The organism is Thermophilibacter sp. ET337, assembly GCF_024733715.1.
In the GTDB taxonomy this organism is placed as follows: domain Bacteria; phylum Actinomycetota; class Coriobacteriia; order Coriobacteriales; family Atopobiaceae; genus Thermophilibacter.
Genome location: NZ_JANRHO010000012.1, coordinates 1 through 22166 on the forward strand (window position 1 = coordinate 1; position 22166 = coordinate 22166).

Here is a 22166-nt window from a genome sequence, read left to right on the forward strand (position 1 = left end):
CTTCTCGGCCGCCGCGAGCAGCCGCAGGTACTCGTCAACGCCGCCGGGAACGTGGCGCACGTGCCCGTCCAGCAGCGCAAACTGGTCGTCGGTCACGCGCTCCATGAGGTAGCGGTCGTGGGAGACCACGAGGAGCGTCCCCGGCCAGCTGTCGAGCAGGTCCTCCATCACGGCGAGCATGTCGGTGTCGAGGTCGTTGCCCGGCTCGTCGAGCACGAGCACGTTGGGCTCCTCGAGGATCACGCACAGAAGCGCCAGGCGCCGGCGCTGCCCGCCGGAGAGGTCGCGAATGAAGTTCTGCAGCTCGCGCTGCTCGAAGCCCAGACGCTCGATGAGCTGCGTGGGGCTCTGCATCTTGCCGCCCACGAGGTAGCTGCGCTTGTAGCGGCCGAGGACCTCCAGCACGCGCCAGTCGTCCTTCTCGCCCAGCGCGTCGAGGTGCTGGCTCATGAAGCCAAAGCGCACCGACGCGCCGATTTTCACGGTGCCCGACGTGGGCGTGAGCGCGCCCGTCATGAGCGCGAGCAGCGTGGACTTGCCCGCGCCGTTGGCGCCGAGGATGCCGTAGCGGTCGCCGGGGCCGATGAGCCAGTCCACGTCCTCGATCACGCGCGGGCCGTGCCCGTAGGCAAAGCTCACGTGGGACATCTCTATGACCTGCTTGCCCAGGCGGCTCACGGCGAGGCGCTTGAGCTCGAGCGGGTTTCTCAGCGGCGGGTCGTCGGCGATGAGCGCGCGGGCCGCCTCGACGCGGAACTTGGGCTTGCTCGTGCGCGCCTTGGCGCCGTGCGCGAGCCAGTTGAGCTCCTTGCGCAGGGTGTTCTGTCGGCGCTCCTCCATGACGGCCGCCTGGCGCTCGCGCTCGACGCGCTGCTGGATGTAGGCGGAGTAGCCGCCCTCGAAGGGCTCGATGTGGCGGTCGTGGACCTCCCACATCTGCTCGCAGACCTCGTCGAGGAACCATCGGTCGTGCGTTACCACCAGAAGCGCGCCCTCCCCCGCCGGCCAGCGGCGGCGCAGGTGCTCGGCCAGCCACTCGATGGCCGCGAGGTCAAGGTGGTTGGTGGGCTCGTCCATGAGGACGACGTCCCAGGTGTGGCAGAGCACGCGGCAGAGGTCCACGCGGCGACGCTGGCCGCCGGAGAGCTCGCCGACGGCACCGTCGAGGTCGAGGTCGCCCACGAGCTCGTCCAGGATCGCGCGGATGCGAGCGTCCGAGGCCCAGGTGTAGTCCGGCACGTCGCCAAAGATCGCGCGGCGCACGGCGTCGGCGTCGGCGAGGTCGTCCGCCTGGCCGAGGTAGCCCACGGAGAGGTTGCGGCGCCAGGTCACGGCGCCCGCGTCGGGCTCGAGCACGTGGCCCACGATCTCCAGCAGCGTGGACTTGCCGTCGCCGTTGCGCCCGACGATGCCGATGCGATCGCCCTCGTTGATGCCTATGGTCTGGTCCTCGAGCACGCGCTTGCCGGGCCACTCGTGGCCCACGTGCTCAAGGCCGATGAGGATTCCCATGCCGACCTCCCGTGTCTTTCCGTCGATAGTATACGGGCCGCGCGTTATTCTCGCCTGGCGCGCGACCGGCCGGGCCCATGCGATTACCTGCTTCAAAACCATGTGGCAACGAGGGTCTCGGCGAGATAATCCGGCGCTGGATGCCCGTTGCCACATGGTTTAGAAGTAGGTAACGCCGCGACCGGCCGAGAAGGGCGTCACGCCGAGAAGGGCGTGCGCCCGCTACTTCCCCGCCGCCAGGCCGCGGAGCAGCGCGATCTCGGCCGCCCAGCCGTCGAGCCCCGCCTGCGGGGTCTCCAGCACCATGGGCAGCCCGGCCAGGCGCGGCTCTCGGACCACGGCCCGGAAGGTGTCGAGGCCGAGCGTCCCCGCGCCGATCCTCTCGTGGCGGTCCTTGTGGCTGCCCAAGGGGTTCTTGGAGTCGTTGAGGTGCAGCGCCTGCAGGCGCTCGAGCCCGATCACGCGGTCGAACTCGTCGAGCACGCCGGCGAGGTCGCCCACGATGTCGTAGCCCGCGTCGGCCACGTGGCAGGTGTCCAGGCACACTCCCAGCAGCTCGTCGTGCTCCACGCCGTCGATGATGCGCGCGAGCTCCTCGAAGCTGCGCCCGACCTCGGTGCCCTTGCCCGCCATGGTCTCGAGCAGCACCGTCGTGGCCTGCCCCGGGACCAGCACCTCGTTGAGCCCCTCGCAGATGAGGCGGATGCCCTCGCCTGTGCCCTGCTTGACGTGGGCGCCGGGGTGGAAGTTGTAGAGGTGGCCGGGCAGGCGCTCCATGCGCGCCAGGTCCTCGCGCATCGCGCGGCGCGCGAACTCGACGGTCTCGGGCTTGGCGGAGCAGAGGTTCATGGTGTAGGGCGCGTGCGCCACGAGCGGCCCGATCCGGTGCTCCTCGAGCGTGGCGAGAAACGCGGCGAGGTCGGCGTCATCGAGCTCGCGCGCGTTGCCGCCGCGCGGGTTGCGCGTGAAGAACGCGAACGTGGTGGCGCCGATGGACACGGCGTCGGCCGCCATCGCGGCATACCCCGCCGACGTCGAGAGGTGGCAGCCAATCCTGAGGTCGGGCATCTTCGCTCCTGTCATTTGGGGACGTGTTATTTCGTGCAGACGTTTTGGGACAGGTTATCGGGCAGGTGGGCGGCAACTGAAACGTGACGTCTGCGGCATTCGCCACCACGCAATAACCTGTCCCAAAACGTCTGCACGAAATAACACGTCCCCAATTAGCAGAATTAGCAGAGCGCGGCGACGCGGTCGAGGATCGCGTCGGCCACGTCCGCCAGTGGCATGGTCTCGAGCTGCTCCACGCCTGCCGCGCTCACCAGCGCCACGCGGTTGGTGTCGGCCCCGAAGGTGGACTCGGGGCGGCTCACGTCGTTGGCGACGATGAGGTCGGCCCCCTTGCGGCGGAGCTTCTCGGTCGCGTGGGCGAGAAGGTCGTTGGTCTCGGCGGCAAAGCCCACGACGACGCGCTCCCCCTTGCGCTCGCAGAGGTCGGCCAGGATGTCCGCCGTCTCCGTGAGCGGCACGCAGTCCAGGTGCTCGCGAGACTTCTTGAGCTTGTGGTCGGCCGGCGCGGCGGGCGTGTAGTCGGCCACGGCGGCGCTGCAGATCGCGGCGTCGGCGCCCTCGAAGGCCGCGACCATCGCGTCGTGCATCTGCGCGGCGCTCTCCACGTCCACGCGGCTCACGCCCGCGGGCGTGGCGAGCGCGGTGGGCCCGGAGACGAGCGTCACCTCCGCCCCGCGGCGGGCCGCAGCCTCCGCCAGCGCGTAGCCCATCTTGCCGGTGGAGCGGTTGGCGATGTAGCGGACCGGGTCAATGGCCTCGTGCGTGGGCCCGGCGTTCACGAGCACGCGCAGCCCGGCGAGGTCGCGCGGTGAAAGAAGCGCGAGCGCCGCGGCCACGATCTCGTCCACGGCCGCGAGCTTGCCCTCGCCCACGTCCCCGCAGGCCAGCCGCCCGCTGTCGGGGCCGGAAAAGCGCACGCCGCGCTCGCGCAGGCGGGCGACGTTGGCCTGCGTGGCGGGGCTTTGCCACATGTGGACGTTCATGCCGGGGGCCACCAGCACCGGGCAGCACCCCCAGCAGGCCAGAAGCGTCGTCGTGAGGCAGTCGTCAGCGATGCCGCAGGCCATCTTGGCCATCACGTTGGCCGTGGCGGGGACCACCACGGCGGCGTCCGCCCACTCGGCGAGCTCGATGTGCGGGATCGGCGAGCCGGGGTTGCCGTAGAGCGAGGTTGCCACCGCAGAGCCGGAGAGCGCCTCGAAGCTTGCCGCGCCCACGAACCGCTCGGCGTCCGCGGTCATGGTCACGCGGACCTCGCAGCCCGCCTTCTGAAGGCCCCGCAGCACCTCGCAGGCCTTGTACGCGGCGATGCCCCCGCACACGGCGAGAAGGACGCGCGGCCGGCGCTCCCCCGCACGCGCGGACCCGCCGCTCACGCCTGGCCCTCCTCGGAGGTGATGAGGATGCGGTGGCAGTACGGGCACTCGGTGATCTCGTCGCCGTGGGCGAGGTCGTGGAAGGAGCTCGGCTGCAGCTTCACGCGGCAGACGCTCGGCACGTTGCCCGCCAGGCGCTCCACCGCGAGGCCCTTGAAGCGCTTGCGCGCCTTCTCGTAGGCGGCGAGGTGCTCGGGAGAGACGCCCTCAGCCGCGCGCTCGCGCTCGCGGCTGAGCTCGACGATGCGGGAGCGCAGCGCCTTGGAGCCCTCGGTGAGCGCGGACTCGGTAGTCGCGCGCTCCCCCTCCAGGCGCTCGGCGGTGAGGCGCGCGTTCTTCTCGGCGCGCTCGAGGCGCTCCAGGCGCTCGGTCAGCGGGCCGATCTGGAACTCGCACTTCTCGATGCGCTTGGCGAGCGAGGTGAGCTGCTGCTCGAAGTCGCGGATCTCGCGGTGGGTGTGGCCGCCGGCGTCGGCCAGGGCTTGGACCTCCGCGGTCTTCTCGCGATAGTGCGCGAGGTCGGCGCGGGTGTCGGCGAGCTCGAGCTCGGCGTCCTTGCGCTGGCCGACGATGCCGGTGAGCTCGCTGGCGACCTTCCTGGCGGCCAGGCCGATGGTCTTGAGGCGCGCCTGCTGCGGCATGGATGCGAGCGAGGAGGCGCACTTGAGCAGCTCGAGGTCGAGCTCCTGGAGCCTCATGAGGGCGGTTGCTTCAGTCATCTCTGTCCTTATTCTCTCGGGCGCCGCGCGCGGGCGCCCCCGCGCTCGGCGACGATGGTGATGAGCGTGTCGGCGAAGCGCTCGAGGTCGCCCTCGTCCACGCGCTCGTCGAAGGAGATCCTCAGGGAACCGAGCGCCTCCTCGCGGGGGATGCCCATGGCGAGAAGGACGTGGCTCGCGTCAAGGGAGCCAGAAGAGCAGGCCGAGCCGGCGGAGACCTCAAAGCCCGCCTGGTCGAGGGCCAAGATCATGGTCTCGGAGTCAAGCCCGGGGGCCATGACGCTCACGATGCCGGGCAGGCGGTCGACGCGGGAGGCGACCGTTGCCACGATGCCGGTGCCGGGGGCGCAGAGGCGCCCAACGAGCCTCTCGGCGCGGCCCGCGACGAGCTCGCGCGCGGCGTCGAGCCCCGCGTGGCAGGCCTCGGCGACCGCGGCGAAGGCGAGCGCCCCGCGAACGTCCTGGGTGCCGGCGCGCCGGCCCTGCTCCTGGCCGCCGCCAAAGGAGAGCGGTCGCAGCGGCACGCGCCCGCGGCAGACGAGCGCGCCCACGCCCACGGGGCCGCCGAGCTTGTGGGCGGCCACGCTCACGGCGTCGACGTCGGCGAGCTCCAGCGGCACGTGACCGAGGGCCTGGACGGCGTCGGTGTGGAAGAGCGCGCCGGCGGCGTGGGCCGCCCGGGCGAGCGCGGGGACGGGCTGGATTACGCCGGTCTCGTTGTTGGCGTACATGACCGAGACGAGCGCGCAGTCCCCGTCGAGGACGGCCTCCAGGGCGCCCGCCTCGACGATCCCCTCGCGGCTCGGGCGGACGAGGTCGACCTCGAAGCCGCGCTCGTGCAGGGGCCCCACGAGGTCGAGGACCGAGTCGTGCTCGATCGCGGAGAGCACCACGCGGCGCCTGCGGGACTCGCGCCCGCGCGCGCCCTCGGCGAGCCCGATCACGGCGAGGTTGTTGGACTCGGTCCCGCCGGAGGTGAAGGTCACGTCCGAGGGGCGGAAGCGCCCGCCGAGGACGCCGACGAGCGCGCGGCGCGCCCCGTCGAGCTCGCGGGCCGCGGCGCGCCCGAGCGTGTGCAGCGAGTTGGGGTTGGCCCCCGCGACCTCGCTCTGGTCGTAGGCGCGCTCGGCCGCGAGCGCCTCGGGGCGCAGCGGCGAGGACGCAGCGTGGTCGAGATATACGGCTCTTCCCGTCATGGGCTAGGCCATCTTGGAGACGCCGGACTGGCCGGCGGCGCGCAGGGCGGCGATGGCGGCGGCGCGGTCGGCGGCGCCGAAGACGGCGCTGCCGGAGACCAGCACGTTGGCGCCGGCGGCCGTCACGAGCGGCGCCGTGGCCTCGGTGATGCCGCCATCGACCTCGATGAGCGGGTTCACGCCGTGCTCGTCGCACATGCGGCGCAGGCGACGGAGCTTGCGCGGGGAGCTCTCGATCAGCGCCTGGCCGCCGAAGCCGGGGTCGACGGTCATGACCAGGATCATGTCGAGCTCGCCGAGCAGCGGCTCGAGCAGGCAGACGGGCGTCGCGGGGTTGATGGCCACGGCGGCCTTGGCGCCGCGGTCGTGGATGTAGGAGACGATGCGGTGCGCGTGCGTGGCCGCCTCGTAGTGAAACGAGACCATGTCGGCGCCTGCGTCGAGGTAGCCGCGGACCGCGACCTCGGGGTTGGACACCATGAGGTGGACGTCGACCGGCAGGCCGGTCGAGGCCTTCACGGCGCGCAGCACGTCAGGCCCGAAGCTGATGTTGGGGACGAAGTGCCCGTCCATGACGTCGAAGTGGATGAGGTCTGCCGTGGCGACGTCGGCCACGTCCGCGCCGAGGCGGGCGAAGTCGGCGGCGAGCACCGACGGGGCGATCTTGATCTCCTCGAGCATCAGTTGCTCTCCTTCTCCTGTGTCGAGATTCCGTAGAACTCCTCGCTCGGGCGTCGCCCGAGCAGCATGTCCGTTGCCTCCTGGACGTCCACGCCGTCGTGCAGGACCGCGTGGACGGCGCTCGTGATGGGGACCTCCACGCCGTGGGCGCGCGCGAGGGCGAGCACGCTCTCCGCGGCCCGGGCGCCCTCGACGACGACGTGCTCGCGCGCCTCGAAGGCCTCGAGGGTCTCGCCGCGGGCGAGCGCCTCGCCGAAGGTACGGTTGCGCGAGTGACGGGAGGTGCAGGTGGCCACGAGGTCCCCCATGCCGGCGAGGCCCATCGGGGTGAGCGGGTCGGCGCCGAGCGCGGCGGCCACGCGGCCGATCTCGGCGAGGCCGCGCGTCATGATGACGGCGAGCGTGTTGTCGCCCGCACCAAAGCCCACGGCGGCGCCGCAGGCGATGGCCACGACATTCTTCACGGCGCCGCAGACCTCGACGCCGGTGACGTCCTGCGAGACGTAGACCCTAAAGGACGGGCTCACGAGCAGCCGCTGGAGGCGCAGGGCGACCTCGGGGTCCTCGGAGGCGAGGACCGCCGCCGAGAGCTTGCCGAGGCAGACCTCCTCGGCGTGGTTGGGGCCCGATAGCACGGCGACGCGCCCACGCCCGCCGAGCTCGTCGGCCGCGACGTCGAGCATGAGCTCGTGGGTCCCGAGCTCGACGCCCTTGCTGAGCACCAGGACCGGCGCCTCGGGCGGCACGAGCGAGGCCATGCGCGCGCAGGTGGGGCGCAGGTAGGCAGAGGGCACGGCGAGCACCACGACCTCGGCCCCCTCGAGCGCGTCCGCCGCGTCGTGGGTCGCGCGGACCGGCGCGGGCAGCTCGTAGGAGCTCAGGTGGCGCGGGTTTCTCCGGGTGGCGTTGAGCTCGTCGGCGAGCGCGGCGTCGCGGCACCACAGGGCGACCTCGCCGGCGCGGGCAGCGAGAAGCCCCGCCATGGCGGTGCCCCACGACCCCGAGCCGATGACGGCGACCTTGCCCACGCGCGCGCTCACCTGGCCTCCCTCTCGACGGGGTCGTTCTTCTCGCCCTTCTTGTGGAACGAGAAGCGACGCTCCTCGCCGTGGGCGAGCCGGCGGACGTTGTCGCGGTGCGACCAGATGACGACCACGGCCGCCACGGCGACCGGCGCGATCGAGACGGGCGGGAAGCCAAAGACCGCGCACCACACGGGCAGCGACGCCGCCGCCGCGACCGAGCCGAGCGAGACGTAGCGCGTGGGGATCACGAGTAGAAGGAACAGCGCGAGCAGGCCGGCGCCGATGGGCCAGTAGAGCCCGAGCGCCGCGCCAAAGCCCACCGCGATGCCCTTGCCGCCGCGGAAGCGCAGGTAGGGGCTAAAGACGTGGCCGAGGATGCAGCCGAGGAAGACGCAGGAGAGCGTCGTCCCGAAGACCGTGGTGTGGTCGAGGGAGGCCGCGTCCCCGCCGAGGGCGAGCGCGGCGATGGCCCAGCGCGCCACGAGCATCCAGACGAGGCCCTTGGCGGCGTCGAGCAGCAGCGTGAGGCCCGCGGCCCCCTTGCCCACGGAGCGCGCGACGTTGGTGGTCCCGATGTTGCCCGAGCCCACGGTGCGCACGTCGACGTGGCCCATGGCCATGGCCACGATCAGGCCGAAGGGGATGCCGCAGACGAGGTAGGCGCCCGCCGTGAAGACGACGGTCCAGACGGCGAGCTCGTTCACGCGCGGTCGCCCCCCTCGGACTTGCGGCGGAACTTCAGGCGCACGGGCGTGCCCGTGAGGTCGAAGCGGTCGCGCAGGCGGTTCTCGAGGAAGCGCTCGAAGTTGTCGTCCACGAGGTCGGGGGCGTTGCACCAGAAGGTGAAGACGGGCGGCTTGGAGCCAGTCTGCGTGGCGTACTGGATCTTGAGGCGCCGCCCCTTCTCGGAGCGGGTGTGGCCGCCCTCGCGGATCTGGGCGAGAAGGTCGTTGAGCTCGGAGGTCCTGGTCTGGGAGGCGTGGGCCTCGGCGGCGCGCACGGCGAGCGCGAGGACCTTGTCGGTGGCGCGGCCGGTGAGCGCGGAGACGTTGACGGTGGGGATCCACGGCGCGAAGGCGAGGCGCTTGTTGATCGAGGCCACGATCTCGTCGCGCTGCTGCTCGGTCTCGACGAGGTCCCACTTGTTGAGCACGAGCACCAGGGCGCAGCCGCGGTCGATGGCCATGCCGGCGACCTTCTGGTCCTGCTCGGTGACGCCCACGGTGGCGTCCACGACGAGCAGGCACACGTCGGCGCGGTCGATGGCCTGTAGGCCGCGGACGAGGCTGTAGTACTCGACGTCCTCGTGGACCTGCGTCTTCTTGCGCATGCCGGCCGTGTCGACGAGCTTGATGGGCTGGCCCTTCCACTCGATCACGGTGTCGATGGCGTCGCGCGTGGTGCCGGCGACGTCCGAGACGATCGAGCGCTTCTTGTTGGCGAGGCGGTTGGCGAGGCTGGACTTGCCCACGTTGGGGCGGCCCACGATGGCCAGGGAGAGGATGTCCTCCTCGGGCTCCTCCTCGACCTCCTCGGGGAAGGCGGCGACGATGTCGTCGAGCAGGTCACCGGTGCCGTGGCCGTGACCGGCCGAGAGCGGGCGCGGCTCGCCGACGCCCAGGGAGTAGAAGTCCCACAGGCCGTCCTGCTCACGCGAGGGGTCGTCCTTCTTGTTGACGACGAGGAAGACGGGCTTTTCGACGCGACGGACGATGCGGGCGACCTCCTCGTCCTCGTCGGTGACGCCGGTGGTGCCGTCGACCACGAAGACGATGACGTCGGCCTCCTCGCAGGCCATGAGGGCCTGCTCGCGAATGCGCGGGGCGAAGACGTCCTTGGACTTGACGGACTCGATGCCGCCGGTGTCGATGAGGGTGAAGTCGCGTCCGTTCCAGTCGGCGTCGTGGTAGGAGCGGTCGCGCGTGACGCCGCGCGACTCGTGGACGATGGCGTCGCGACTCACCGCGATGCGGTTGACGAGCGTGGACTTGCCGACGTTGGGACGGCCGACCACGGCGACTACGGGCTTGGGCATCTCGCCTCCTTGCTATTCGTTTGACCTGCAAATCTTACCATGAGCGGTTGGTTTTGGCCTGTGAGCGCGAGAAATCCACGGGTCGTCCGCTCGTCGCGGCGCTGCCAGCATCCGGCGCTCGGACAGCTTGGCGAGAAGGACGCTCGCCAAGAACTCGCGGCGGACGCTGGCAGCGCCGCGACGAGCTGCTGCTGCATAATCGGCCGCCCGCGTCGGGCGCGTTACAGATCGAGGGCGGCGAGAAGGGCGTCGAGGTAGTCGCCGGGGTTGGGGACGCTGACGGCCGTGAGGGCCCCGCGGCGGCGGAGCTCCTCGAGGATGCGCCCCTGCGAGTCTCCGTCGAGGGTGAGCCTGTCAAAGTTGAACATCACCTCGGGAAGGACGACGAGCGTGCCCGCGAGGTCGGCCGGGAGCTGGGCGAGCAGGTCCTCGCTCACGATGAGCCCCGTCACGTTGACGTCTCCGCCGAAGTAGTCGTTGCGGATCGCGCGCGTGCGGAGCCGGCCCTCGGGCGAGGCGAGCGCGCAGAGCCCGTCGATGGTCTCGCGGGCGGCCTCGCCGCAGACGAGCTCGGCGACGAGGTCCTTCTCGGCAAGGGTCGCGCCTATGCGGGCGAGGTCGCCGGCGCGCTCGCTCGCCACGAGCGCGGTCTCGTCGAGGAAGCTCCGCAGCATGCCGATGCCGTCGTAGAACTGCGGGTAGCCGTCGTAGGTCTCGGCAGGGGGGACGGGCAGGCGCGCGTCGACGTAGAACTCGTCGGAGAGCTGGAAGCGCGTGATGCCGAGTGTCCTTCTCGCCCGCTCCTGATAGGGCTCGAGCAGGCGGACGACCGCGCGCGACGCCTCGGGGTCGTCCGAGTAGGAGCTCTTGAAGCGGCGGCTGTGCTTGGTGTAGCCGAGCGGGACGATGGCGAGCGAGGTGATGCCCGGGCGCGCCTCGACCCAGTCGAGGGTGGCGCGGAGCTCGTCGCCGTCGTTGATGCCGGGGCACAGGACGATCTGCGCGTGCACCTCGACGCCGCCTGCGAGCAGGCGCTCGAGGACCTCGATGCCGCGGTCGGCGTGCCGGCCGATGAGCGAGCGGCGCACCTCGGGCGTGATGGCGTGGATGGAGACGTTCATCGGCGAGAGGCCGCAGGTCACGATGCGCTCGGCCTCCTCGTCGGAGACGTTGGTGAGCGTCACGAAGTTGCCCTGGAGAAAGGACAGGCGGTAGTCGTCGTCGCGCAGGGTGAGCGTGGCGCGCGCCTCGGGCGGAAGCATCGCCATGAAGCAGAACTGGCAGGCGTTCACGCAGGTGCGGATGCCGTCGAAGAGCACGTCGGTGAAGTCGACGCCCCAGTCCTGGCCGGGCTCGCGCCAGAGCTCGCAGGGCGTCGTGGTGCCGTCGCGCGGGTCAAAGACCTCGAGCTCGCAGGTTCCGCCGTCGGCCTCCCAGCGCCAGTCGATGAGGTCGCGCGGAACAACGCCGTTCACGCGCTCGACGCGCATGCCGGGCTCGATGCCGGCCTCCCAGGCGGGGCTGCCCTCCTCGACCGAGGCGACCCAGGCGCCCGTGGCCTGGGGCCTGGTCGACGCGTAGTCGGCGCGCTTCTGCTCAGCCATGAGGTCCTCCCGGCTCCAGGTTCTTCTCTGCTGTCATTGTGCCATGCCGCGGACCGCGCACCCAAATCCTCATTCGTGTCCGTCATGAACCCGAATGAGGATTTGGGTCGCGCGTCGAGGCGTCGCGTCCGCGCTGCGTGCCCGCACTCATGAATGCGGGCAAGGAGTGCGGGCAGTTTTGGGCGCTTGGCGCATCGAGTGCGCATTCCTTCTCGGCCAATGCTGCCTGGTGCGCGCATCGAGTGCGCCGTCACCCGCACTGGATGCGCCGGGCGAGAAGTGCGGGCGCGCTCCCGGCCGACGTCGTCAAGTGCGTGCAGCTCGCCGGCCGGGCGAGAAGGACGCCCTACTCCCCCGCCAGCTCGGCGATGCGCTCGCGGACGGCCTCGATCTGGCTCGCGGGCGTGGACGCGCCCGCGGTGATGCCGATGACCCGCGCGCCCTCGAACCACGAGGGACAAAGCTCGTCGGCGCCCTCCACGTGGTGCGTCCGCGGGCAGCGGGCGGCGGAGATCTCGGCCAGGCGCGTGGTGTTGGCGGAGTTTCGCCCGCCGATGACGACCATGACGTCGGCCTCGCGGGCGAGCTCGTCGGCCGCGGCCTGGTGCCCCGCCGTGGCCTCGCAGATGGTGTTGACCACGCGCACCTCCTCGGCCACGCCCAGAAGCTCCCCCACGACCGCGGCAAGAAGGGCGCGGCGCGCGGTGGTCTGCACCACCACGCCGACCTTGCGGGCGTGCGGCAGCGCGGCGGCCTCCGCGGCCGACCCGATAACGACGGCCCCCGGCGCGTGGGGCAGGGTCGCCTCCACCTCGGGATGACCCGCCTCCCCCACCACCACGACCTGGTAGCCCTCGGTGGAGAGCCGCTCGGCGGCGAGGTGGACCTTCTTCACGAAGGGGCAGGTGGCGTCGAGCACGCGCGAGCAGAGGGACCGCGCCCGCGCCTCCTCGTCAGGCGTGACGCCGTGGGTGCGCAGCAGGAGGGCGTCGCCGGCCGCCTCCTCGGGCGAGGAGACCACCGTGACGCCGCGCTCCTCGAGGCCGGCCACCACGCGCGGGTTGTGGATGAGCGGGCCGAGCGTGTGGACGCGCCCCGCTCGCTCGTCGGCGGCGGCCTCGACCATCTGGAGCGCGCGCTCCACGCCGTAGCAGGCGCCCGCCTCGCTCGCCACGCGGATCTCGACCATGGCTACTCGACCCCCGGGTGCTCGCGGCGAAGCTCGTCGCGCAGCTCGTAGACGCGTCGCATGCCCTCGCGCTCCATCTCGGCGAGCTGCTCCTTGCGCTTCTCGGAGGAGAGCTCTGACCACTCTATCGGCTCGCCCACGTCGACGAACACCCGGCTGCGCGGGCGCAGGCGCCGGGCGCCGATCATGGCGACGGGCTGCACGGGCGCCTTGGCGAGCTGGGCCATGATGGCGTAGCCGCCGTGGGGCTTCTCGTCGGCGTCGCTCCGGATGCGGGTGCCCTCGGGGTAGATGAGCACGCACTCCCCGCGCATGAGCATCGTGCGGGCGCGGCGCACGGTCCTCATGTCGGCCGTGCCGCGCTCCACGGGAAAGCCGCCGGCGCGCGAGAAGAGCCAGGCGGCCGGGCGGATGCGGTCGAAGTCGCTCTTGTAGACGATGCGCACCGGGACGCCGGCGCGCCACATCGTGACGACCACGATCACCGGGTCGAGCATGGACTGGTGGTTCATGATGACCACGCGGCCGCGGGGGTCGGCGAGCAGGCGCTCGGCGTGCTCGATCCTCCAGGGCCACAGGATGCGCGTGACGACCCACAGGATGTTCACGACGGCGCCGATGAACAGGCGCCCCGGCAGCGGGTGCTCGCTCAGCGCGTGGTCGTAGTAGTCGTCGAGGGTGTTGCCGGCAAAGGCGCGCATGCGGCCCTGGGAGGCGGGGGCGCCCTGGGGCTCGTTCTTCTCGGTCATCGCTGCCCCCTCTCGGCGCGGGCGGAAAGCTCGGGCGAAAGCGCGATCACGGCCCGGACGACCTCCTCGAAGGGAAGCTCCGAGGAGTCGATGCGGGCGGCGTCGGCGGCCGGGCGAAGCGGCGAGGCGGCGCGGGAGGAGTCATAGGCGTCGCGCCTCACGAGGGCCTCGAGGACGGCGCGCTCCTCCTTTGCGTCGACGTCGGCGCCCACGCCGCGGGCGAGGTCCCCCCCGCCGCGCTGCACCGCACGACGCCGCGCGCGGGCCTCGGGCGAGGCGCTGAGAAAGACCTTGACGTCGGCCGCCGGGAACACGACGGTGCCGATGTCGCGCCCCTCGGCGATGACGTCGCCGGTCTCGCCGAAGCGGCGCTGCGCGGCGACCATGGCCTCGCGCACGGCGGGGTTGGCCGAGACGGGCGAGACGGCGCGCTCGACCTCGGGCGTGCGGATCTGCGCCGTGACGTCCTCGCCGCCCGCGATCACGCGCTGGCCCTCGCCGTCGGGGAGAAACTCGATCGCGAGCCCGCGGGCGACCTCGGCCGTGGCCGCGTCGTCCGCCGGGTCCACGCCGCGCTCCAGGCAGGCGTGGGCCACGGAGCGATACATCGCCCCGGTGTCGAGGTAGGTGAGGCCGCAGCGGCGGGCGACCTCCCGCGCGACGGAGGACTTCCCGGAGCCCGAGGGCCCGTCGATGGCAACGATCATGCGCACTCCTATCTGCTCACGAGCGCCTCGAGCGCGGCGACCTCGGCCTCGTCGAGGTCGCGCCACGCGCCCTCGACGAGACGCGTGAGCCTGAGCGGCCCGAAGGCGTCCCGGTGCAGCCGCAAGACCTTGTGCCCCACGGCCTGCATCATCTTCTTGACCTGGTGCTTGCGCCCCTCGTGGATGGTGAGCCCCACCACGGCGTTGCGCTCTCCCCCGCCGGTCCGCCCCGGCCCGCGCGGCGCCACCACCGAGAAGAGCGGGTCGCCGGGCGAGAGCAGCTCGGCGCGCGCGGGGGCGCTCACGCCCTCGTTCTCGAGCTCGACGCCGCGGCGCAGCCGCTCGAGATCGCGCTCGTCGGGGGTGCCCGAGACCAGGGCCACGTAGTGCTTGGTCACGTGCCGGGAGGGGTGCAGCAGCGCCTGGCCGAGGTCCCCGCTCGTGGTGAACAGCAAAAGGCCCGTGGTGTCGAGGTCGAGCCTGCCCACCGGGTAGAGACCGGGCGCCTCGTCGCAGGGCACGAGGTCCGCGACGGTGGGGCGTCCGTGGGGGTCGCTCATGGTGGTGAGGCACCCCGCGGGCTTGTAGAGCATGAGGTGGCGCGGGCGCTCCTCGATGCGGGCGGGCCGCCCGTCGACGGTCACCACGTCGCGCGCGGGGTCGACCTTGCTGCCGAGCTCGGTCACCACCTGGCCGTTCACTCGCACGCGCCCGGCGGTCATGAGGCGCTCGGAGCCGCGCCGGCTCGCGACGCCCGCGCGGGCGAGGAAGCGCTGGAGCCGCATGGGGTAGAGCCCGTCCGGGCGGAGGGGGTCACTCATGGGCCTCGCCGTCCTTCTCGGCGGCCTTGACCTCGGCGTCCGCGAAAGTCTCGACCTCGGCTTGAGCCCAAGTCTCGACCTCGGCCTCAGCCTCAGGCGAAGCCTCGACCTCAGCCTTAAGCGAGGCCTCGGCGTCGAGGCCGGGCGCGTCCTCTTCCTCGATCAGCGGGCCCACGGAGCGCCCCGAGAGGCGCTCGCGGATGAAGCGGCGCGACTCCTCGTCTGGCGCGAAGTCCTCGAGCGGCGGCAGCTCGCGGATGCTCCTCAGCCCAAAGTGCTCGAGGAACAGGCGCGTGGTGCCCCAGAGCTGCGCCTGCCCGCGGTCCGAGGCGCGCCCGACCTCGCGGACGAGGCCCTTCTCGCGCAGGGAGGCGATCACGCCGTCGGAGTTGACGCCGCGGATCGCGCGGACGCCCTCGCGCGTGACCGGCTGGTGGTAGGCGATGACGGCGAGCGTCTCGAGGGCGGCCTGCGAGAGGCGGCGCGTGTCCCAGCTCATCACGTAGTCGGCCACGCGGTCGTGATGGGCGGGGTGGGTGAACAGGCGCCACCCTCCGGCGACCTCGCGCAGCTGGAAGCCGCGCTCGGCGTCGGCGTACTCGGCGGAGAGCTCGGCGAGGGCCGAGGCGACCTCGCCGGGCGTCGCGTCGCAGGCGCGCGCGAGGTCGGGCGCGCTGACGGCGTCGTCCGAGACGAGCAGCAGGGCCTCGAGCAGGCCCTTGAGAGATCCCGAGTCAAGGCGGTCCAGGTCGGTCATGAGAGGCTTCCTTCCTCCTGCGTCCCGATGTCGAGCGGGTCCTCGCCAAAGTCCTCGCGCAGCTCCGCGAGGACCGAGTCGTCAAGCTCGTAGGGGTCGGCCCCCTCGACGTGCGCGATCTCGATGTCGCCGAAGAGCTCGTCCTGGCGCACGCTCACCAGCCCGCGCTTGTAGAGCTCGAGGATGGCGAGGAAGTTGGCCACCACCGCCTCGGGCGGGTCGTCGTCATCGACGAGGTCCGAGAAGCACAGGCGCCCGCGCCCGCGCACGAGGCGGTCGACGGAGGCGATGGTGAGCGCGACGGGGAGCCGCCTGGGCGCCACGTGCTCGGCCTCGAGCAGGAAGGTCTCCCGGCGGCTGTCGATGTCGGCGCAGATGACGGCGAGGCTGCGCAGCGTGATCCCCTCGAGGTAGTCGGGCATGAGGCCGAGGAACTCGGGGTCGGCGCCCACGGTCCTCGGGTGCATGCGCCCCTCCGCCTCCCCGCGCGCGGCGAGCGCCGCGGCGGCGCCGCGGAACTGCTTGTAGGCGATCAGTCGCGCGACGAGCACCTCGCGGGCCTCCTCGGGCGTGAGCCCCTCGAGGTCGAGGTCTTCCTCGTCGTCGACCGAGGGGCGCGCGAGGGGCTCCTCCGGGACGAGCGAGGCCGCCTTGATGTCGAGCAGCGTCGAGGCGACCAGGACGAAGTCGCTCGCCACGTCGAGGTCGATCTCGCCCATGCGGTCGACCTCCTCGAGGTACTGGTTGGCGACCTCCGAGATCGAGATGGACCCAATGGTCACCTTCTGCCTGCTCACGAGCGTGAGGAGCAGGTCGAAGGGCCCCGAGTAGGCCTGGGTGCGGACGCGGTAGGACATCGTCAGAGCACCGCCCCGATCAGGGCCGCGTAGAGCCGCCCGGCCGTGGCGCCCAGGTAGGCGCCGAGCGGGTCCACCCTCAGCAGGCCCGGCAGCACGTAGAGCGCCGCGAGCAGGATGGCCATCGAGTAGTTCTGCAGCTCGTAGTACTTCTGGCGCGCAGGGCCCTTGAGGAAGTAGAGGATCACCTTGGAGCCGTCGAGCGGCGGCAGCGGGATGAGGTTGAAGAAGCACAGCACGAGGTTGACGTAGACGTAGGTGAGAAGGCCGTCGAGCACCCACCACGCGGGGCCGTCGGCATAGGCCGCAGAGCCCAGCCCTCCCGCGAGCAGCGCGCCAAAGACCGCGGTGCCGAGAAGCGCCTGGAGCAGGTTGGACGCCGGGCCCGCGAGCGCCACGAGCAGCTCGTCGCGGCGGGGCTTGCGCAGGCGGTAGGGGTTGTAGGGCACGGGGCGGGCGAAGGCGAAGACCGGTCCGCCGAGAAGCGCCATCATGAGCGGCAGCAGCACCGAGCCGAGCGGGTCGAGGTGGGCGCGCGGGTCGAGCGTGAGGCGCCCGGCCTCCTTGGCGGTGTCGTCGCCGCACAGGTGAGCCACGAAGCCGTGGGCCACCTCGTGGACCATGGCGGAGAGCATGACGAGGGCGACGGTCACGGCGACCGAGACGAGCCCCTCGAGCGTGGTTGGCATATCCCTCCTTCTTCGGGCGCTTCTTAGGCTGACGACGCGGGTTGACAATGTCGTCAGACGCCAGCGTCAACATTGACAATGTCGTCTGACGCCAGTGTCAACATTGACAATGTCGTCTGACGCCAATGTCAACCACGGCGCAGCGGACAATGTCGTCTGACGCCAGTGTCAACCACGGCGCAGCGAGGCGGACGCGCGGCTCAAGATCCAGTCGAGCACGAGCAACACTATAGCAAGAGCGGCGAAGTCGCCGCGGAAGGCGCCCCCGAGGGGCGTCTGGAAGACGAAGAGGCCCGAGAGCGCCCCCGGCACCAGGCGCGTCACCGCGCCGTTGAGGCCGAGCAGGTGGGTGCGCGCGCCGGCGGGCAGGACGGCGTCGGCCACGACGAGCAGGGCGAGGACCCACGCGGCGACGCTCAGCGCGAGGCCGGCGACGCGCAGGGCGGCCGCGGCCGGGGAGCCCTGCCGACGGGCGGGGGCGCTACGCATCGAGGGCCCCCTCGATCTTCTCGGTGAGCTCGAGCCACTCCTGCTCGAGCGCGGGGACCTTCTTCGAGAGCGCGGTGTACTCGGTCATGCACTCGTCGAAGCGCCTGGCGTCCGCGTAGAGCTCCTCGGTCGCCATGAGCGCCTCGAGCTCCGCGAGGCGGGCCTGCGCGGGCTCGAGCGCGGCCTCGACCTGCTTGAGGCGGTCGCGCTCGGCCTTGAGGGCGCGGTTCCTGCGGTTGCGCTCCTCGGCCTCGGCACGGCGCTGCTCGCGCGTCTTGACGTTGCGGCCGCCCGGGGCCTGGGGCGCGTCCGCAGCGGGCGCGCCCGGGCGGGCCGGCGCCTGGGCCTGGGCGGCCTGCTGCTCCGCGGCGCGGCCCTCGAGCTCGGCGCGCTTGAAGAGGTAGTAGTCGTAGTCGCCGTCGTAGACGGTGACCTTGTGGTCGCGCACGTCAACGACCTTGTTGGCCACGGCGCGGACGAGGTGCTCGTCGTGGGAGATGAGCACGATCGTGCCGGCAAAGTCCACCAGGGCGCGCTCGAGCACGTCCACCGAGTCGATGTCCAGGTGGTTGGTGGGCTCGTCGAGCAGCAGCAGCGGGTCGGGGGCCACGAGCATCTTGGCGAGCGCCAGGCGCGCCCGCTCGCCGCCGGAGAGCACGCTCACGCGCTTCTCGACGTCGTCACCGTGGAACAGGAAGGCGCCGAGCAGGCGGCGCTCCTCGGAGGTGGTCCAGCCCGCCGCGACGGTGTCCATCTCGCCGAGGACGGTGTTGGCCTCGTTCAGCTGCTCGAGCTGGTGCTGGGCGTAGTAGGCCATCGTGACGCTCTTGCCCAGGGACACGCTGCCCGCGTCGGGCGCGAGCTGGGCGTTCATGAGCTTCATGAGCGTGGACTTGCCCGCGCCGTTGGGGCCCACGAGCACCACGTGGTCGCCGCGGTAGAGCGTGAGGTCGACGTCCGAGTAGACGTGGTTCTCGCCAAAGGACTTGGCGACGCCCTCGAGCTTGATGACCTCGTCTCCGGTGCGCGGCGGCTCGGGGAACGAGAAGTGCACCTTCTTGGTGCCCTCCGGCAAGATCACGAGCTCGCTTTTGATCTGCTCGATCTTCTTCATGCGCTCCTGGGCCTGGGCGGCCTTGGTGGGCTTGTAGCGGAACTTGTCAACGAAGACCTGCATGTGCGCGATCTCGCGCTCCTGGGCGGCGCGCTTGGCGCGCATCTGCTCGAGGTTGTCCTCGCGCTGCCTGAGGTAGCTCGAGTAGTTGCCGGCGTAGGTCGTGATGCGGCGGTTCTCGACGGCCGCCACGTGGGAGACGCAGGCGTCCATGAAGGCGCGGTCGTGCGAGACGAGAAGCACGGCGCCGTCGTAGCCCGCGAGGAACTGCTCGAGCCACTTGACGCTCTCGAGGTCGAGGTGGTTGGTGGGCTCGTCCAGAAGCAGCAGGTCGGGGTGACGAAGCAGCAGCTTGGAGAGGGCGATGCGCATCTGCCAGCCGCCGGAGAAGTCGCAGGCGGGCTTGTCGAAGTCCTCGACGGGAAAGCCCAGGCCCGCCAGGATCTGGCGCGCGCGGCTCTCGAGCTCGTAGCCGCCCAGGCGCTCGAAGCGGTCCTGGGCGTGGCCGTAGCGCTCGAGCAGCGCGTCGAGCTCGGGGCCGGGGGCGGTCGCCGAGATCTGGCGCTCGAGCTCGGCGACGAGGCGCTCAACCTCCTTCACCTCGTGCGCGGAGTCGACGACCTCGGCAAGGGCGCTCTTCTGCCCGGCGAGGTGGGTCTCCTGCTCGAGGTAGCCGATCGTGGCGTCGCGCGCGAAGCTCACGGTGCCCTCGTCGGCGCTCTCCTCCCCCATGATGATCTTGAGCAGCGTGGTCTTGCCCGCGCCGTTGGGGCCCACGAGGGCCCAGCGCTCGTGGGCGTTGAGCTGCAGCGTGGCGCCCGAGTACAGGACCCGGCCGCCAAAGGACTTGGTGATCTTGTCTGCGAGTGCTATCACGTGCGTCTTCCCTGGCTCTTCTTCGTACAAACCAATTCAGTATAGGCGAGGCGGCGCCCGAGCCCGCGGCCGTTTGGCATCTCACAATCTTCCCAGCTGCCGGTGCCGTCTTGCGCGGGGCTGCCCGGGCGCTCCCCGGCGGGCGGCGGCTCGCTCGTGGTGCGATTGTCAACTTGGCGTTGGCATGGCGTTCGCGGCCCCTGGGGACGCTAGAATGGGACGAGAAAATCCCGCGGCCGAGCGCCACGACACAACCGAGGTACCACGCAATGCCAACCACCAGGAAGGTCCCCGCCCTTGACGGGCTGAGGCTCATCGCCATCGCTGCCATCGTGATCTACCACGCCAACCCCACGTGGCTCCCGGGCGGCTACTTCGGCGTGACCGTCTTCTTCGTCCTCACGGGCTATCTCACGACGCTCTCCCTCGAGCGCATGATCGCGCGCGACGGCGGTCTCGACTACCCGCGCTACGTCATCGGGCGCGTGCGGAGGCTGCTGCCCTCGATGCTCGTCGTCGTGGGCGCCGTGGCGGTGCTCGCCGCGATCTTCTCGCCCGCGCTGCTCCCCAAGGTGAAAAGCGACGCGGTGCCCGCACTGCTGTTCTTCGAGAACATCTACTACATCGTGCGCAACGTCTCCTACTTTGCCGCGGCGGGCCTCCCCTCCCCGCTCACGCACCTGTGGTTCGTGGGCGTGACGATGCAGTTCTACCTCGTGTGGCCGCTGCTGCTGTTCCTGCTCACGCGCGTGGCGCGCCGCCGCGCCACGGCCGAGCGCGTGGTCGCCGTGCTGGCCGTCGCCTCGGCGGTGGCGATGGCGGTGCTCTACGACCCCGCCGGGGACACCAACCGCATCTACTACGGGCCGGACACGCGCGCCGCGGAGCTGCTCGTGGGAGCGCTCGTCGCGCTCATGACGCGCGGCCGCGGCTGGGAGATCGCGCTGCCCTCCCAGGGTCGGCGCGCCGCGCGGCGCACGGTGCCCGGCTGGGTCTTCGAGCTCGCCGCGCTCGGCTCCGTGGCGGGCCTCGGCGCGATGATGGTGCTCCTGAACGGCTACTCCGAGTTCGCCTATCGCGGGGGGATCTTCCTCGCCGCCGTGCTCTCGGGCATCTTGATCGGCTCGCTCGCGCGCCCCTCGAGCCTGCTTGCCCGGATCGTCGGAGCCCGGCCGCTCGCGCTTGCCGGCGCGCGCGGGTTTGCCGTGTACCTCTGGCACTACCCGCTGCTGCTCATCATGAACCCCGCCACCCGCACGACCGAGCTGCCGTGGTGGGGCTGGGTCCTGGAGCTGCTCGTCATCGTCGTGGTGTCCGAGCTCACGTTCCGCGTGGTCGAGCGCGGCGTGGGCGCGCCGATGCTGCTCGGCCAGGCGCGCCCGGCGCTCGTGGCCGAGGCCGCCGCGCTGCTCGCGGTGATCGTGGTCTCGCTCGCGCCCATCTCAGCGGAGCAGACCGGCGTCCCCACCGCCGAGCAGGGCGCCGAGTCCCAGGTGGTGCAGTTCAACCCCGAGACCGATGGGTATGACGTCTCGGGGACCTACCTCGCGGGGACCGGCTTCGCCTCGGCGGTGGACACGATCAACCGCCTCAACTACGACGTCGACGTCGAGACCGGCGCCACCGACGCCGGCGTGCTGCTCGTCGGCGACTCGGTGTCGCTCGGCGCGGCGACGCAGTTCCAGCGCGTCTTCCCCAACGGCTGGATCGACTCGGCCGTGGGCAGGCAGCTGCCCGTGGGGCTTGAGGTCTACAACCAGTGCGTGGCCGACGGGCACGGCGCCGACGTGGTGGTCTTTGCCCTGGGCAACAACGGCGTGGCGCGCGAGGACCAGGTCCGGGCGCTCATCGACGCGGCGGGCCCGGACAAGAAGGTCTATCTGGTGACGGTGCGCGTGCCGCAGGCGTACCAGGACATGAACAACCAGCTCTTCCGCGACGTCGCGGCAACCTACGACAACGTCCAGATCATCGACTGGTACGGCGAGAGCGCCGGCCACGACGAGTACTTCTGGGACGACGGCACGCACCTTCGCCCCGAGGGCGGCGAGGCCTACGTCATGATGCTGCGCCGCGCGATCACGGGACGATAGGGTCCTTTCTCGACGGGCGCCGGCGCTTAGCCTTCGCCGCAATCATCCCGGTTTGTCGTGATTTCAAAAAAAGTCGTGCCATGCGGTGCGAGTTCTGATAAGATGCTCTAGCGCAAGCAAGGGCGATTGGCTCAGGGGTAGAGCACTTCCTTCACACGGAAGGGGTCGCTGGTTCGAATCCAGCATCGCCCACCATTGGGGATATAGCTCAGTTGGGAGAGCGCGTGACTGGCAGTCACGAGGTCAGGGGTTCGAACCCCCTTATCTCCACCATGACAGATCAGGCCGTCGGGCACCTGCCCGACGGCCTTTTTCGTCTCATGCCCCGGCGCCTCGGCGGCAATGTCCATGCGCTCGCGCGGTCTCATCCGCGGTTGTAGGTCGATTTTGGGAACTCCCCTCGTATGGGCTGCCCGGGCCACGACAAAACGGCAGGTACTGAAATGGCATGTCGCCGGTAGTACTTCGGTGCCCCGCAAAAAACTGCCTACAACGCAACGCGCTCGCGCGGAGGGCGCCGCATCAAGGCCTCGTGCGCGTCACAGAGCGCATGCTCCGCCCCCGCCCGCCCCGCGGAAGCGATAAGAGAACGTTCCCACCCCGTCT

20 protein-coding genes and 2 tRNA genes are annotated in these 22166 nt (G+C 71.1%); 3 read left to right on the forward strand and 19 right to left on the reverse strand.

Going from position 1 to position 22166, the window contains the following annotated elements:
* The 19 genes from NW198_RS08935 to NW198_RS09025 form a co-directional block, all read right to left on the reverse strand.
* Positions 1–1512 (reverse strand): ABC-F family ATP-binding cassette domain-containing protein (locus NW198_RS08935; RefSeq protein WP_258340849.1); only part of this gene is annotated, 1512 nt, incomplete at its 3' end.
* Between the two features lie 222 nt (positions 1513–1734).
* A complete protein-coding gene (locus tag NW198_RS08940; RefSeq protein ID WP_258340850.1) occupies positions 1735–2580 on the reverse strand; it encodes a deoxyribonuclease IV in 846 nt (281 codons plus the stop codon).
* Between the two features lie 164 nt (positions 2581–2744).
* Complete coding sequence (gene coaBC / locus NW198_RS08945) at positions 2745–3959, reverse strand: bifunctional phosphopantothenoylcysteine decarboxylase/phosphopantothenate--cysteine ligase CoaBC (protein ID WP_258340851.1); 1215 nt, start codon at positions 3957–3959, stop codon at positions 2745–2747.
* Positions 3956–4678: a zinc ribbon domain-containing protein gene (locus NW198_RS08950; protein WP_087315023.1), complete on the reverse strand. Its 723-nt coding sequence runs from the start codon at positions 4676–4678 to the stop codon at positions 3956–3958. The genes coaBC and NW198_RS08950 overlap by 4 nt, the downstream gene beginning before the upstream one ends.
* An 8-nt stretch (positions 4679–4686) precedes the next feature.
* On the reverse strand, positions 4687–5874 hold the full coding sequence (locus tag NW198_RS08955) for a cysteine desulfurase family protein (RefSeq protein ID WP_258340853.1): 1188 nt from the start codon (positions 5872–5874) through the stop codon (positions 4687–4689).
* Between the two features lie 3 nt (positions 5875–5877).
* Positions 5878–6555: a ribulose-phosphate 3-epimerase gene (gene rpe, locus NW198_RS08960; RefSeq protein ID WP_258340854.1), complete on the reverse strand. Its 678-nt coding sequence runs from the start codon at positions 6553–6555 to the stop codon at positions 5878–5880.
* A complete protein-coding gene (locus tag NW198_RS08965; protein WP_258340855.1) occupies positions 6555–7595 on the reverse strand; it encodes an NAD(P)H-dependent glycerol-3-phosphate dehydrogenase in 1041 nt (346 codons plus the stop codon). Before NW198_RS08965 ends, rpe begins: the two co-directional genes overlap by 1 nt.
* Positions 7592–8284, reverse strand: coding sequence for a glycerol-3-phosphate acyltransferase (locus NW198_RS08970; protein WP_258340856.1), 693 nt, complete (start codon positions 8282–8284; stop codon positions 7592–7594). Before NW198_RS08970 ends, NW198_RS08965 begins: the two co-directional genes overlap by 4 nt.
* Entirely contained in the window at positions 8281–9615 is a 1335-nt protein-coding gene (gene der, locus NW198_RS08975) for a ribosome biogenesis GTPase Der (RefSeq protein ID WP_258340857.1), read from the reverse strand. Before der ends, NW198_RS08970 begins: the two co-directional genes overlap by 4 nt.
* Positions 9616–9836: 221 nt before the next feature.
* Positions 9837–11219, reverse strand: coding sequence for a DUF512 domain-containing protein (locus tag NW198_RS08980; protein WP_087315031.1), 1383 nt, complete (start codon positions 11217–11219; stop codon positions 9837–9839).
* 346 nt (positions 11220–11565) lie between these two features.
* Complete coding sequence (gene ispH / locus NW198_RS08985; RefSeq protein ID WP_258340858.1) at positions 11566–12408, reverse strand: 4-hydroxy-3-methylbut-2-enyl diphosphate reductase; 843 nt, start codon at positions 12406–12408, stop codon at positions 11566–11568.
* Between the two features lie 2 nt (positions 12409–12410).
* Complete coding sequence (locus NW198_RS08990; RefSeq protein WP_087315035.1) at positions 12411–13157, reverse strand: 1-acyl-sn-glycerol-3-phosphate acyltransferase; 747 nt, start codon at positions 13155–13157, stop codon at positions 12411–12413.
* Positions 13154–13864: a (d)CMP kinase gene (gene cmk / locus NW198_RS08995; RefSeq protein ID WP_087315037.1), complete on the reverse strand. Its 711-nt coding sequence runs from the start codon at positions 13862–13864 to the stop codon at positions 13154–13156. The genes NW198_RS08990 and cmk overlap by 4 nt, the downstream gene beginning before the upstream one ends.
* An 8-nt stretch (positions 13865–13872) precedes the next feature.
* A complete protein-coding gene (locus NW198_RS09000; RefSeq protein ID WP_087315039.1) occupies positions 13873–14685 on the reverse strand; it encodes a pseudouridine synthase in 813 nt (270 codons plus the stop codon).
* Positions 14678–15442 (reverse strand): SMC-Scp complex subunit ScpB, encoded by a 765-nt coding sequence (scpB, locus tag NW198_RS09005; RefSeq protein WP_258340859.1) that lies wholly within the window; start codon positions 15440–15442, stop codon positions 14678–14680. Before scpB ends, NW198_RS09000 begins: the two co-directional genes overlap by 8 nt.
* Entirely contained in the window at positions 15439–16299 is an 861-nt protein-coding gene (locus NW198_RS09010; RefSeq protein ID WP_087315043.1) for a ScpA family protein, read from the reverse strand. The genes scpB and NW198_RS09010 overlap by 4 nt, the downstream gene beginning before the upstream one ends.
* A 2-nt stretch (positions 16300–16301) precedes the next feature.
* The gene (locus tag NW198_RS09015; RefSeq protein WP_087315045.1) at positions 16302–16988 is read right to left on the reverse strand and encodes a site-2 protease family protein; all 687 of its coding nucleotides are present in this window, start codon (positions 16986–16988) and stop codon (positions 16302–16304) included.
* Between the two features lie 168 nt (positions 16989–17156).
* Positions 17157–17477 carry a hypothetical protein gene (locus tag NW198_RS09020; RefSeq protein WP_258340860.1) on the reverse strand — a complete coding sequence of 107 codons (321 nt, stop codon included), beginning with the start codon at positions 17475–17477 and terminating at the stop codon, positions 17157–17159.
* The gene (locus NW198_RS09025) at positions 17470–19467 is read right to left on the reverse strand and encodes an ABC-F family ATP-binding cassette domain-containing protein (protein WP_258340861.1); all 1998 of its coding nucleotides are present in this window, start codon (positions 19465–19467) and stop codon (positions 17470–17472) included. Before NW198_RS09025 ends, NW198_RS09020 begins: the two co-directional genes overlap by 8 nt.
* Before the next feature lie 269 nt (positions 19468–19736).
* Between NW198_RS09025 and NW198_RS09030 the strand changes: the two genes are divergently transcribed.
* The 3 genes from NW198_RS09030 (at position 19737) to NW198_RS09040 (ending at position 21833) form a co-directional block, all read left to right on the forward strand.
* Entirely contained in the window at positions 19737–21560 is a 1824-nt protein-coding gene (locus NW198_RS09030) for an acyltransferase family protein (RefSeq protein ID WP_258340863.1), read from the forward strand.
* 120 nt (positions 21561–21680) lie between these two features.
* A tRNA-Val gene (locus tag NW198_RS09035) sits at positions 21681–21755 on the forward strand.
* A 2-nt stretch (positions 21756–21757) separates the two neighbouring features.
* Positions 21758–21833 (forward strand) — tRNA-Ala (locus NW198_RS09040).
* The last annotated feature ends 333 nt before the right edge of the window (positions 21834–22166 follow it).

Coding starts and splice junctions, on each gene's coding strand:
- NW198_RS08940 (WP_258340850.1), bottom strand. CDS start 2,580: ATGCCCGACCTCAGGATTGGCTGCCACCTCTCGACGTCGGCGGGGTAT.
- NW198_RS08950 (WP_087315023.1), bottom strand. CDS start 4,678: ATGACTGAAGCAACCGCCCTCATGAGGCTCCAGGAGCTCGACCTCGAG.
- NW198_RS08955 (WP_258340853.1), bottom strand. CDS start 5,874: ATGACGGGAAGAGCCGTATATCTCGACCACGCTGCGTCCTCGCCGCTG.
- rpe (WP_258340854.1), bottom strand. CDS start 6,555: ATGCTCGAGGAGATCAAGATCGCCCCGTCGGTGCTCGCCGCCGACTTC.
- der (WP_258340857.1), bottom strand. CDS start 9,615: ATGCCCAAGCCCGTAGTCGCCGTGGTCGGCCGTCCCAACGTCGGCAAG.
- NW198_RS08980 (WP_087315031.1), bottom strand. CDS start 11,219: ATGGCTGAGCAGAAGCGCGCCGACTACGCGTCGACCAGGCCCCAGGCC.
- ispH (WP_258340858.1), bottom strand. CDS start 12,408: ATGGTCGAGATCCGCGTGGCGAGCGAGGCGGGCGCCTGCTACGGCGTG.
- NW198_RS08990 (WP_087315035.1), bottom strand. CDS start 13,157: ATGACCGAGAAGAACGAGCCCCAGGGCGCCCCCGCCTCCCAGGGCCGC.
- cmk (WP_087315037.1), bottom strand. CDS start 13,864: ATGATCGTTGCCATCGACGGGCCCTCGGGCTCCGGGAAGTCCTCCGTC.
- NW198_RS09000 (WP_087315039.1), bottom strand. CDS start 14,685: ATGAGTGACCCCCTCCGCCCGGACGGGCTCTACCCCATGCGGCTCCAG.
- scpB (WP_258340859.1), bottom strand. CDS start 15,442: ATGACCGACCTGGACCGCCTTGACTCGGGATCTCTCAAGGGCCTGCTC.
- NW198_RS09010 (WP_087315043.1), bottom strand. CDS start 16,299: ATGTCCTACCGCGTCCGCACCCAGGCCTACTCGGGGCCCTTCGACCTG.
- NW198_RS09015 (WP_087315045.1), bottom strand. CDS start 16,988: ATGCCAACCACGCTCGAGGGGCTCGTCTCGGTCGCCGTGACCGTCGCC.
- NW198_RS09020 (WP_258340860.1), bottom strand. CDS start 17,477: ATGCGTAGCGCCCCCGCCCGTCGGCAGGGCTCCCCGGCCGCGGCCGCC.
- NW198_RS09030 (WP_258340863.1), top strand. CDS start 19,737: ATGCCAACCACCAGGAAGGTCCCCGCCCTTGACGGGCTGAGGCTCATC.